The organism is SAR324 cluster bacterium, assembly GCA_015232315.1.
Lineage (GTDB): Bacteria > SAR324 > SAR324 > SAR324 > NAC60-12 > JADFZZ01.
This window is the reverse complement of record JADFZZ010000058.1, coordinates 1-12,586: the sequence shown is the minus strand read 5'-3', so window position 1 is coordinate 12,586 and position 12,586 is coordinate 1. Positions and strand designations below refer to the sequence as shown.

The window sequence follows — 12,586 nt, the reverse complement described above, 5'->3', positions numbered from 1 at the left end:
CACTGGTCGTAACGGTGGAAGTTGATGTAGCTGTGGTTTCTGTTGTTGTGGCTGTCTCGGTAGTTGTTGTGGACGTTTCTGTCTCCACGATGTCAGAAGTGGTTTCTGTCGGCGTTATCGTAATTTGAAGGTCAGTTTCATCGGTAGTGTCCTCAGAAGGACTGATGAGATCTCCCAGGACTGGCAGAGAATTGTTTGAGGGACTTTTTTGGACCTTGATTTTTATGGTAGAGACGCCTTCCTGGGAAAAAAGAACCAAACAGGAATCACTGTCTTCACATTGGGAAAGTTTCACGTCATCCTGATACCATTCAATCGTGTCGAACACCGATTCAGAAGCGTCCATGGCCAGAGAGTCTCCCAAAACACCGCTTTCCATCGGTGCCGTTAGAACAGCCGTAGCTTTTTCCTCATTCGCACAACCCGCCAGTCCAGCAAAGACGCAACTGAACAGGACCAGAGAAACACACATTTCAACATTGAAACCCCAAATGTGATTGATTTTAACTGATTTCATACACCGCCTATTATGAGTTAATAATAACAGAGAATCCTGTGCCTCAAATAAAGAAGGAATCCCTATGCTGGAAACAGAGTATGAAAATCCTGTATAAAAAAATGATGGCGAAAGGCAAGAGAGGGAGCGACCTGCATGAGTAATCAAATGCGGTAATTGATCTCATAATCAATTAATATCATAATACAAAGTGATGTCTCCCATGTCATAAAAATAATTTTTTATGACATTTACAACCTAAGGAACGACAAAAAATAAGTTGTAAAAGTTTGCTCGTGCCCTATGTCCCGTGGGGCACGCTATCCCTGTTATTTTTTAACCATCCCAAAGTGTTTCTAGTTGATTTGGTTTATTGCGATTAAACAAAACTTCAGATATAGGGAATTAAGGGAGCATCAGTTAACAATTAGTTCATGAGGGGAGACATGCGACATCATACCACGAGTTACAGGGGCGGATATACTTTCAGTGTGATCACTGTCACGCTCATTTCCATTGCCATGATCACCGCCATTGCCATTCCGTTAAGCACCAAATTCACCCATCTCAAGGAACGAAAAGAACTGGTGCGGGACATCAATCAGTTTCGCCAGACCTTTCTGGATTATTATCAGGCAATTGGCGAATTTCCCAGCGCAGACCTGGTGAGAAATGACGCGCTTGTCGTTAATCCGTATAATCCAACAACTGAACCCGCAAAATACAAAAACTGGAAAGGCCCCTATGTGACTGGGGTCATGCGGGAATATTTGGCCATGAAATGGAAAAACAGGGATTATATTTTCATCATCAATCCCACAATCCGGGGGAAACAAACCGGCATGAACACCCTGCTTTTGATGGATAAAGGTTCCAACAACCAACTTGACAGCACCCGGCAGGGTAAAACCTTGTCAGCCGCCGTTGCCAGTACTGACAACTGGCTGGAATTGGGGGTTGCGGATGATTTGTATATGATCGTGACCGCGGCGACAGAATCCTTAAACTATGATCCTGCCCATTCTGTGGAATCCATTGAGAAAATTCTGGAAGTCGCCTGTCTCACGGGGCGGACAACGGCAGAAATGGACTGGGCGGAACAGGTGGGGTGGCAGGTGAATCCTGAACCTTACATTCCGACCGGTAGCAAACTCACCAAAGCGGATCGGGACAAGATCCGCAAAAATATGCCTGAACCCGGTCCCGGAGGTGCTGTCATGTTGCTGAAAAATTCAGGACTTCTGGGAAATTTTAATATCACAGACCGCCACAAACAACCGGTGCGCTGGGCTATCACCAAAGACGAAGCCGGATATTTTTATGTGATTGGTCCTGATAAAACAGACTCCCTGTGTCAGGGAACCCGTACCGCCGCAACGTTCGCGGCAAAGCCTGTGTGTGAATTGCCAGTGGATTCCACAACGAAAGAAACCTGGGATTATTTCAAACAGTCCACAAGTCAAAGTTATGTCTGGAATCTGATCGGGGATGATATTCCCAGCAAGCCCGTTGTCGGCTTCAGAGCCTTCATGCGGTGGCCTGTCGCTGACAAGGCTGATATGGATCTTGCGCTGAAATATATTCCACTGGAATCAGGCGGAAAAACACAGATGCTGTTTTATGGTTCAACCATCAGCAACGTTCAGGGCGTCAGACATCCTCATATACAAATCGGCTCCGTAAAGGGCTATCTGGATGTAGACACGATTCCGCCGGGACATAACTATGGTTCCATCTCTGGAACTCATGGAGAAAAGACGGATCCGCAGGACCCTTCAAAATGGATCGAAGACATCTATTTTCTGGATAAACCACCTGCGGGAGAATACATCGTGGGTGTCAATATGTATTCGCTGTATCGAAATGCCAAAGTTCCCATTCATGTGAATGTCGAAGTCTTCCAGGGGTTCTGCAAGTCGGAATCAATTTTCAAAGAACTGAATGATGTGGGACGAGGCAATCCGACCAATCGATCCCCCGGTCCGGTAGACTGGCAGCTTGATCCAGAAGTCAACCGCTTCACCATCGGGGATGGGAAAGGCGCGTTCCTTGATGTGAATCTGGAGGCTGGAAGCAAGATAGATCCGGGATCAGATTGTCCAAAACCGGGAATGACATCCCTGGGATATTGGCGTAGCGGTCAGCATGGCGCAAGTCCATGGATCAATACCTACATGAATTCCTGGTCGCCTTATGATTCTTCAAAGCCTGCAAGTAATTTCCAGTGGGTCACCATGTGTGCCCGATCCTCAAGGATTTCGGAAAACTCCAGTCAGGTGCTGGATGTCCGGATTGAAGTGACTCGAAGTGTGACCAGTTCGTGCCCTTCACAGGATTGTGGTGACAAGGCCGGCATCGCACTGCCTGATAAAAAATTTCTGGGATGCAGTGAGCCGGATTATGAACACCGCGGATTCTGGGACGCAACCGCGGATTTGGGGACCAGCGGCGGCATCATGGATTATAAACAACCTGCGACACGAACCACATTTTTCGCGAATTTATGTGTCAAACGTCAAAAAATGTTGAGTGATGATGAAAATCGGGTGACAGAGATCTATCTGGATAACACAGGCAAAGAATGTAATCCGTTGGAATATCGTGGAGAGTGGGATGTTTCAGAAAACAGCACTGGTTTGTTGCCTGAGCCTCAAGATCCTCAACTGAATACCAAAAACATTCGCTTGTGTGTCAAACGTGGAAAATAGAGCCGTCCTTGTGAAGCCCCATCCCTATCCTGAAAAACGTGGATTCACCCTAATGGAAATCGCACTTTCACTGGCCTTGCTGTCTGTGGTGATTGGAATCACAACCCCCATTGTCAGCACGCTTTCCAGTCGGGCAAATTTTGTGCTGACCTATGACAAACTGGCCCTGATTGAACAGGGATTGACGCTCTATAATCAGGACATTGGCGATTTTCCGCCTGCGGTGGTCGATCTTGTTTCCGGTGCCGTTGTTCATGCTTCGTTGTTGTCAGGTGGAAAACCTGTCGGGCTGGTTGCCCTGATTGAACAACCCACCACCGCAACCCTCAGCTTTGGCGGTCTGCCCCCCTTTCCGTTTGAACCCATCACCTGGCAGGGACCCTATCTGAGCGGTTACATGCCCAACAATCTGTGGGACGCCTGGGGCATGCCCTTTCAATACACACCATCCGCTATCGGGGTTAATGTGGTTTCCGCCAATAACGCGCCGGACAATCCCCACATTGATGTTTCCAAAGCATCAGCCAATCAGGCCGCGGATTTAAAAACACGCGATGTCCTGCGAATCATCAATGAACAGGTCCAACTGGATATGCAACCGCAACTGGATTACCTGTCAGGCTCCCCCAATCCTGCGGACGCGATCAATTTTTTAATCAACAGCACGGACATGGCAGGCGTCAATTATATAAGCGCCTATTACCGGAAAGATCCCTGGGGACAGCCGTTTTTGTGGCATCCGATTCAGTTGCAGTTTTACAGCACAGGCCCCAACCGGATCAGGGATGGGCAACCCAATAATCTGGGAACCTGCAATTACATTGAACGCATTTGTTCAGGAACGCTTGGTGATGATATCGATGGATTTTGAATTGAAGAATGATCTAAAAAACATATCCAACGGCTTCAGTCTGATGGAAATGATGATTTCCCTGGCTGTATTTTCCCTCATGATTGGCATGGCGGTGCCGTTGTCCAAGCAGGTCATGACGTTTCGTGAAGTGACCGCGACCCGTGAGAAGATGCAATCACTGGAAAAAGGCCTGACGCTGTATTACACCGACATGGGAGTTTTCCCACCGTCAGGACAATTGAACGCGGTTCTGGAAAAACCTGTTGGTGCCGCCTTCGCCCGCTGGAATGGTCCCTATCTTTCAGGGAATCCGGACAGTTTGCTGATGGATGCCTGGGGAACTGCTTTTGTCTATGCCAATGTTCCGATCATCAATGGACAGGCATCGATTGGCAACAACCGGTGTCTGCTTTTGTCTGCCGGGGGCAATCGAACCGCAGAATGGCTGACGGCTGGAATTCCACCCAATTATACTCTGATCGGCAGTGGTGATGATCAGTTTGCTATCGTGTCATCCGTTTCTGTGCAAAACCAACAATTGCAGGAAACCAGAGACCGCTTGAATGTGGTTATGAAGCAATTGATTGCAAATCGGGCTACAGTGACGTTCACTGACCTGGATACCGGCGCAAAAAATATAGCGAACATTCCGGATCTTGGAACATTTTTCAACCATGACCAATGGGGAAATAACTTTGTCTGGCACAAACAACTCAATCTGTTTTACAGCAGGGGACCCAATCTGCTGGATGAAAGTTCCGGCGGAAACGTCCTTGCCGGCGATGACATTGGAGGCCTGTGAAACGCAGAAAATATCGTGGTTTCAGTTTGTTTGAAGTGGCTTTGAGTGTGGGTTTGATGGGTCTTGTCGGAGCAATGGGAACCCCCCTGGTGCTTCATTCTCTGGACAGTGTGGCGACAACCGCGACCATGAGCGAATTAAAAAACATTGATCAGGGATTGTATCACTACTACAGAGACACCGGAATGTTTCCCACCAATGTGCAGGGGCTGGCCGCCCTGCTTTCGGCACCGGTTGCGGCTCCCGCAAGCTGGAGTGGCCCCTACATGGCAAGCGCCTTCGAACGGTTTTCCAGAGACAGTTGGGGAACCGACTATGATTACAGGCAATATCCTGACTTCGGGCAACGATGCTTCAGTGCTTTACAAAATTGCGCGTTACTCATTTCCCGTGGGGCCAATGGTCAGAAAAACTGGACGGACACTCCGTTGCAGGTGGGAGGCGATGATCTGGTCTGGGTAGCGTCTGCCAGAATTCCCCGTCAGGAATATCTTGAGGAAACGATGGGACGGCTTGACAGCATCATGCAAGCCCTGAATGAAGTTCAAAGCTCTGTTCCCTTTGCCCATCTGGATAATGGCCGAGCGGTCGAAGAGGCAGGAGGTCATTTCTGTCCCAAAACCGAGCCTATTTCTCTGCCGCATCCTGCCAATCAAAAAAATATCACCGATGTTCCGAATGTGGATGAACAGATTGAGGTCGATACCTGGGGCAACCGGTTTGTCTGGGATGAAGTCCGCAATCAATTTTACAGTTGCGGACCTGACCAACTGGACAACAGCAACACCCCTGGCTCTGATGATATTTCGGGTTAGTTAGAGCTTAAAAGAAAACCCTCACTTCACCAGATTCATCAACGTTCCATAATCACTGACAATCTCATATTTAACCTGATCGGTAGTGATCCCAGTGAAAAACTTTCGGGCACAGTCGATCTTGCATTCTTCAATCTTCCTCAGTTCCATAGAGGACATAGAGCCTTTGGTCTCAGCAACGAAATAGATGTGTTTGACCGCCCCCTCTTTGAAGGCAATCGCCCAGTCTGGATTATAGTTCCCGACGGGGGTTGGGATGAAGAAACCTTTGGGGAGTTTGGCATAAACAACGACTTCGGTACTCTTGTCCAGTTCGGTTACAAAGGTCTTTTCATTCCTGGAATCGGTAAAAACATAATCATAAACATGCCGCTCGGTCTTGACGGCCCGGCTGAAATCCTGCTGTTTATCCACGGTAAAGATTTCGTGAAGCTCGTGTCGGTCTTCCACGGGGTTATAGGTCAGATGTTCAACTACCATGGTGGCCTTCTGCTCGTTGATGAGCCTTGCCGATTTGAGCATGAAGTCTTCCGGGTTCTGTCGATACTGCGCGAACTTATCCGGTCTGATTTTTTTCAGAATTGCCGCTACGGTGTTGCGGGTCAAGTGGGTGGTTTCTGTCAGCTTACCGATCAGATCATATTTGACTGCGGAATTAACGGAGATCGTCATATACTCGGTTGTATTCTCCGTGACGGCAAAGCCTTGTCCACTTTTCAACTCATCGTAAGAAATGGAATCCCCCTGTGTCCCACCCGTAATGGTATATTGCAGTTTGGTTACATTCAATTCCCTATCCAGAGTAGCCACACATTTCTTGATCAATTCAGCGGTATCAAAATGAACGGAGTAGGCCGCCTTGCGGTTGATCTTTTCCCAAAGTGCCTTAAATTCAACTTTTTCGAGGTTCTTGTTCAATAGATTGGGCTTGGCTTTGCGGCCATCTTCAATTCCCGGTAGGGTAGCGTCACTAAATACACTCTCGATCAACTGGACAATTTGGGGGGTATATTGGGTCAGTTCCGGAGGTAAGGGAGCCAGTGTATTGTTTTTGATTGCTTCATGGTAGTTGGCCGTAATCCCGTCGTTATCGTTAGTGTAATCATTTTTGACAAGGTAACGGTAAATTTGTTTGGCAATCTGCGGCGTGATTTGAACTTCACCTTCAGGGGTTTTAATGACTTTGCCTATGAAGTAGGCTTCATCCGCTTTACGGGGTCTGGCGGATAGAGATTCTGATATTTCCTTCTGCAATCCGGCTGTAAAATCTTTATAACTTTCACTGGCAACGACCGTCAGGAGATTGATTTCGTGGATGTTGGCGCCACTGTCCATACGATCCCCCTTCTGGTTAACGCATAGCCGTAAGCCACGGCCCACTTCCTGGCGTTTACGGATACTGCTGTCGCTGTGTTTCAGCGTACAGATCACAAAGACATTGGGATTGTCCCAGCCTTCGCTCAGGGCTGAATGAGAAAAGATGAACCGCACAGGCTCATCCAGCGAGAGCAGGCGTTCCTTGTCCTTCAGGATCAGATCGTAAGCATCCACATCATCGGCTTCAGTGCTCTTCTTCCCTACAGTCGGGTCAACCAGCCGATTACTTTTCTTGTCAATGGAGAAGTAGCCGTTGTGAGTCTTCGCTGCCTGGATGCCTTCAAGGTAGGTACGATAGGGAATATCCAGTAATAACGGTAATTCATTGAAAGCCGCCTTGTACTCTTCTTCAAACATCTTTGCATAGTCACCTGGCTGTTCAATACCGCCATCGTAGCGACGGTATTTGGCGACTTCATCAATAAAGAAAAGGGAAAGCACCTTGATTCCCAAGGGGAAGAGGGCTTGCTCTTTCTCAAAATGTGCCCTGATCGTTTCCCGAATCTGAATACGGCGCAAGGTGGATTCATTGACATCGCCAGTGGCTTCTCCGGCCTCCAGAATCACACCATTCGTGAACGTGACGGTATCTTTTGTTGCGTCAATATCAGCAATCACAAAGCCCTTGTATTGTTCCAATCCCCCCGATAGATCGAAGAGATTGTCATTTCTGCCGAATTTGCGCACGATTCGCTTGATACCCGTTTGTTGCCTGAGCTCATACTCAATACGGGCAACCGGGGGACCCGATGAAATCTGAATGGATTCCAGATAGAGATAGGCATTCGTGCCCGTCAACCCCCTGACGGTGATTCCTCGAACAGCAATCTTCTTGACCAACTTCTGATTGTAAGCGTCCAGAGCATCCAGTCGGTGAATTTTATTGTGCTCGGTCTTGTGGGTGGCGGAATAGCGCAAGATGGCCAGTGGATTAAATTTTGCCAGCGAATCAAACGTTTTAGCTCCTTCCAGTTTCTGCGGTTCATCCAGAATCATAATCGGATGATTTCCCGCAATGACATCCATCGGTTTGCGTGACTGAAAATCATCCAGTTCTTCATAGATTCTGCGTGCATCCTTCCCGGTTGCATTGAATGCCTGGACATTGATAATCATGACATTGATCCCCCCATCCGAGGAGAATTGTTCCAGGTGATGCAGTTGTTTGGAATTATAGAGAAAGAATCGTGCCCGCTTGTTGTATTCCTCCATGAAATGCTCGGCGGTAATCTCGAAGGACTTGAACACACCTTCACGAATTGCGATGGACGGCACAACCACGATAAATTTAGACCAACCATAGCATCGGTTCAGCTCAAACATCGTCTTGATGTAGCAGTAGGTTTTTCCGGTGCCGGTCTCCATCTCAATATCCAGATTGACCGGGCAAACCTTGGTGCTGACCAGTTTTGCAGATTGCGGGAGGTTCTGCCGCCGTTGCACCGTCTGGATATTTTCCAGCAAGGTCAGCGACTTGAGCAGTTCACGGTTCTTAAAGCCCGATTGGGATAAATCAAAACTCACTTGGGATGTTCCAAGCCCCTTGGAACTGTTGCCCTTGCCGGGATCAATACGATAAGTGACACCTTCCGTTTTTGGCTGTCCGGCAAAGCACTCAATAACTGCATTGACTGCGTCAGTCTGGAATTGTTGTTTTTTGAATTTAAGTTTCATGGGATATCCTCTTAGGTAGCGACCTGTATTGATTGGTGTTTTATAAATTTTATTCTGCATTTATTCTGCAATTTATTCTTTTTATTCTGCATTTTATTCTTTTTATTCTGCACTTGTATCTTCCTGTTCAGTCAGGTGAGCTTCAATCAGTTTCCGTTCCCGCTCCAGTTCAATCGCCAATTCCTGTTCGGTTGGCAGGTATAGCATATACTTCGATGCGAAAATCTGTTTGCGGTCATTTAGAACAGAATACTTCGCCACGGCTTCATTCTTTTCCGTACACAGAATAAGACCAATAGTGGGGTTGTCGTCTGGTGCTGTGTACAAATCCTCAAACATACGGACATAGCCATCCATCTGCCCCACATCCTGATAGGATAGCTCACCCATTTTAAGGTCAATGAGCAGATAGCATTTGAGGATGCAGTTATAAAAGACCAGATCGACATAAAGGTCGATATCGTCAAAGCGCATTCGTTTCTGACGAGCTACAAAGGCAAAGCCTTTGCCAAGCTCCAGAAGAAAGGTTTGCAGGTGGGTGATAATTGCGGTTTCAAGCTGTTTCTCGTGCAGCGTAGATACTTCCGGCAACCCTAAAAACTCCAGGACATACGGATTTTTTAACGTCTCAACACTTTCCGTGCGTGGTACCATTTCCTGCCGTGCAGTTTCTATCATTTTCTGCGGGTTCTGGCTTTTCAGCATTCGTTCGTAATACTGCGAATGTATCTGCCGCTCCAGCGACCGTTTATCCCAGGTGCATTCAATGGCCTCCCGCTCATAGAACTCACGGGCCTCCGGTTTGACAACCCGCATCAGTGCCCGATAATGTGACCAGCTCAAGAGCGGATTGAAACAGGGTACAAAGCCATCACCCGCAGTGCGATCTTTTTGCTCGGCTCCTGTCAATTCCCCACCCGTTGGGTAGAGTTTTTGCTGATCCTTCAATTCTCCTCCCAATGGGTGGAGAATTGGCACGTAATTTTGGTAGGCAACATAAAACTGTTTGAAATACCAGAGGCTCGTAGTTGAAAATCCCTTGCCGTATCTTACGGTTAGTTGTTTAGATAGATTTTCAATCACCTGCTTGCCATATTCCGCCCGTTCATCGCCGCCCTGAAGTTCCAATACAATCTCACGCCCGATCAGCCAATAAGCCGTCACCATACTGCTATTAACCGCTCTGACCACATGGGTGCGTGCCTGCTCCAGAATCAAAACAACACGATCCAGTAGCGAATTATCCGAGGCTGTTTTCGTCTGCTTTTTTGTTATTTTTTTCTGACTCATAGCTGCCCCTTAAATCGATTTCACTTCCGTTCCAGGGGATAGCAGTTTGAAAATCTGCTCGACGTTGATCTTGACGCTATCGCTGCTAAAGGCATCATCCCGGAAGACCACCCGCAAGGGTTTGTGTGCGGCCAACTTCTTCACCAGATCTTCAGTTACAGGGGCATCAAAACAGGCGACCAAGGCATTGGCATCCACCAGAAAGACCGTCTTGCCATCAATGGTTTTTTGGGCAATGGGCAGGGTGAGGTCAAGTCCCCAGTCAATGAACACCTGAAACAGCAGGTCTTCGGGGCTACGGTCGGGCTTGATGTGATCCTTGAACAGTTCCAGATTTTCCTGTTTCAGTTCCTCCGGAGTGTAATACACCTCCTTTATGTTGGACGTATCCACTTTGAATACTCGGAAACCCACATCAAGATTCTGGGTGGTGAGGGGGTTTTCTTCCTTGATCTTCTTTCCAGCACGGCGAATCCGTTCCTTGCCAATTTCGGCAATGGTTTTGTAACCGGCTTTGTAGGCTTCTGACTTTTCGTCACAAGCTTCGGGAAGCTGCACCATGATGAATTGACGGTTGCCGTTATCTTCGGCATTGAGTTGCATAACAGCATGGGCGGTGGTGGCGGAACCGGAGAAGAAGTCCAATACGATATCTTTAGATTCTGTTCCCTGTTGTAAAAGAGAAATAACTAACTGAGTTGGTTTAGGAAATGTAAAGACTTTGTCACTAAATAATGTTTTTAACTCTTTTGTCCCTTCTGTATTTAATGATGTGATAAAAGCATTTGAAACTTTTGAAGTTTTATCAACTCCCCATGTTGAAATAGGCACTACTTCCGACTTGGCTTCCAATTGGAAACGCTTTAACAGTGGTGAACCATCTTTGCTTTTGGGGAAGATTATGCGTCCTTCTTTTATTTTTGAAGACATTGTTTCTGGGCTGTAAGGCCAATATCTTCCTTTTGGAGGCCAATAGGCATTACCATTTTCAGGATCTATCACAGCGTAATAAGTATTACCTCCAGGTTTGCCTGCACTAAGATTATCTGCAATCCAAGGTCCTCTTGGATCATTATCTGGATTTGAGTATCTCTCATAGGATCGCTTGACTCCGTTTAGTTTACCTTGGGTTTTTCCATAACAGACAACATACTCATGATCAGAGCTAACATTATTGACAGAATCCATTGCTCCACTTCTTCGTTTCCATGAAAAAGTACAATAGCGGTTTGTTTCCCCAAACACTTCATCACAAACCTTCCGCAAGTTTGTTATCTCATTGTCATCAATCGAAATAAATATAACTCCATCATCTCTCAACAGGTTTCTTGCCAGTTTCAGCCTCGGATAGATCATCGTCAGCCAATCGGAATGAAACCGTCCATTCGCTTCTGTATTGGCAACCAGCCGATTCCCTTCTTCATCCTTCTGATTGGAACGTTGTAGAAATGCTTCCGTATCTTCCGCGAAATCATCTTCATAAATGAAATCATTGCCGGTGTTGTAGGGTGGGTCGATATAGATCATCTTCACTTTGTTCAGGTAGGTTTCCTGAAGCAGTTTGAGCGCATCCAGATTATCACCTTCGATATAGACGTTACGGGTGTTCTCAAAATCCACACTCTCTGCCTTGCAAGGCCGCAGAGTCTTGGCAATCGGGGCATTCGCAGTCAGAATCGCCTCGTTTTTACCGGGCCAATTCAAGGTGTATCGTTCCTGGGTGCCTTCGACCAGACTTGCTGATAACTCTTGCCGTAACTGGTCAAAGTCTATTCCGTTGACCGTTTGCCGTTGACCGTTGACTGTGGAAATTGTCTCGGTGATGCAGTTGGGGAATAGTTCCGCGATTTTTTTGATGTTTTCGTTCACAAAATTGGGGGTTTGCATCTTCATTTTGTCCATGATTATTCCTTTTTATAAATGGGTTCTCCGTTCCCCGTTGACCGTTCTCCGTAATTTTCGGTCAACGGTTAACGGTGATCGGAAAACGGGTTTCGTTCACCGTATTTTTCGGTCAACAGTGATCGGTTAACGGTCAACGTCATTTATCTTCCTGTTCAGCCAGATAAGCCTCAATCAAGCGTCGTTCCCGCTCCAGTTCAATCGCCAATTCCTGTTCGGTTGGCAGGTACAGCATATACTTTGAGGCGAAAATCTGTTTGCGGTCACTCAGAACAGAATACTTCGCCACGGCTTCATTCTTTTCCGCACACAGAATAAGACCAATAGTGGGGTTGTCATCAGGTGCGGTGTACAGATCCTCAAACATGCGGACATAGCCATCCATCTGCCCCACATCCTGATAGGACAGCTCACCCATTTTAAGGTCAATCAGCAGATAGCATTTGAGGATGCAGTTATAGAAGACCAGATCAACATAATGGTCAGTATCTTCAAAGCGCATACGTTTCTGACGGGCTACAAAGGCAAAGCCTTTACCAAGCTCCAGAAGAAAGGTTTGCAGGTGGGTGATGATTGCGGATTCAAGCTGTTTTTCGTGCAACGTAGATACTTCCGGCAACCCTAAAAACTCCAGGACATACGGATTTTTCAAGGTCTCAATACTTTCCG

General features: G+C 47.0%; 9 protein-coding genes. 4 read left to right on the top strand and 5 right to left on the bottom strand.

Going from position 1 to position 12,586, the window contains the following annotated elements; translation table 11 throughout:
- A partial coding sequence (locus tag HQM11_20690; protein ID MBF0353457.1) for a hypothetical protein occupies positions 1 to 517 on the bottom strand: 517 nt, incomplete at its 3' end.
- Positions 518 to 942: 425 nt separating this feature from the next.
- Between HQM11_20690 and HQM11_20685 the strand changes: the two genes are divergently transcribed.
- From HQM11_20685 to HQM11_20670, 4 genes are read left to right on the top strand one after another with little or no spacing between them, the layout of a single operon-like run.
- Positions 943 to 3,204, top strand: coding sequence for a hypothetical protein (locus HQM11_20685; protein ID MBF0353456.1), 2,262 nt, complete (start codon positions 943 to 945; stop codon positions 3,202 to 3,204).
- The gene (locus tag HQM11_20680) at positions 3,194 to 4,075 is read left to right on the top strand and encodes a prepilin-type N-terminal cleavage/methylation domain-containing protein (GenBank protein MBF0353455.1); all 882 of its coding nucleotides are present in this window, start codon (positions 3,194 to 3,196) and stop codon (positions 4,073 to 4,075) included. Before HQM11_20685 ends, HQM11_20680 begins: the two co-directional genes overlap by 11 nt.
- Entirely contained in the window at positions 4,065 to 4,859 is a 795-nt protein-coding gene (locus HQM11_20675; GenBank protein MBF0353454.1) for a type II secretion system protein GspG, read from the top strand. The genes HQM11_20680 and HQM11_20675 overlap by 11 nt, the downstream gene beginning before the upstream one ends.
- On the top strand, positions 4,856 to 5,674 hold the full coding sequence (locus tag HQM11_20670) for a type II secretion system protein GspG (protein MBF0353453.1): 819 nt from the start codon (positions 4,856 to 4,858) through the stop codon (positions 5,672 to 5,674). The genes HQM11_20675 and HQM11_20670 overlap by 4 nt, the downstream gene beginning before the upstream one ends.
- A 21-nt stretch (positions 5,675 to 5,695) precedes the next feature.
- Here HQM11_20670 and HQM11_20665 read toward each other — a convergent pair whose 3' ends face one another.
- The 4 genes from HQM11_20665 to HQM11_20650 all read right to left on the bottom strand — a co-directional run bounded on the left by HQM11_20665 (position 5,696) and on the right by HQM11_20650 (position 12,569).
- Entirely contained in the window at positions 5,696 to 8,725 is a 3,030-nt protein-coding gene (locus HQM11_20665; GenBank protein MBF0353452.1) for a DEAD/DEAH box helicase family protein, read from the bottom strand.
- 102 nt (positions 8,726 to 8,827) lie between these two features.
- On the bottom strand, positions 8,828 to 10,015 hold the full coding sequence (locus tag HQM11_20660; GenBank protein MBF0353451.1) for a DUF1016 family protein: 1,188 nt from the start codon (positions 10,013 to 10,015) through the stop codon (positions 8,828 to 8,830).
- Between the two features lie 9 nt (positions 10,016 to 10,024).
- Positions 10,025 to 11,917 (bottom strand): site-specific DNA-methyltransferase, encoded by a 1,893-nt coding sequence (locus HQM11_20655; protein MBF0353450.1) that lies wholly within the window; start codon positions 11,915 to 11,917, stop codon positions 10,025 to 10,027.
- A 139-nt stretch (positions 11,918 to 12,056) separates the two neighbouring features.
- Positions 12,057 to 12,569 carry a DUF1016 domain-containing protein gene (locus HQM11_20650; GenBank protein MBF0353449.1) on the bottom strand — a complete coding sequence of 171 codons (513 nt, stop codon included), beginning with the start codon at positions 12,567 to 12,569 and terminating at the stop codon, positions 12,057 to 12,059.
- Between the last annotated feature and the right edge of the window lie 17 nt (positions 12,570 to 12,586).

Bases quoted from the DNA above. Each gene is read 5' to 3' on its own strand.
- HQM11_20685 (MBF0353456.1), top strand. From the start codon at position 943: ATGCGACATCATACCACGAGTTACAGGGGCGGATATACTTTCAGTGTG.
- HQM11_20675 (MBF0353454.1), top strand. From the start codon at position 4,065: ATGGATTTTGAATTGAAGAATGATCTAAAAAACATATCCAACGGCTTC.
- HQM11_20665 (MBF0353452.1), bottom strand. From the start codon at position 8,725: ATGAAACTTAAATTCAAAAAACAACAATTCCAGACTGACGCAGTCAAT.
- HQM11_20660 (MBF0353451.1), bottom strand. From the start codon at position 10,015: ATGAGTCAGAAAAAAATAACAAAAAAGCAGACGAAAACAGCCTCGGAT.
- HQM11_20655 (MBF0353450.1), bottom strand. From the start codon at position 11,917: ATGGACAAAATGAAGATGCAAACCCCCAATTTTGTGAACGAAAACATC.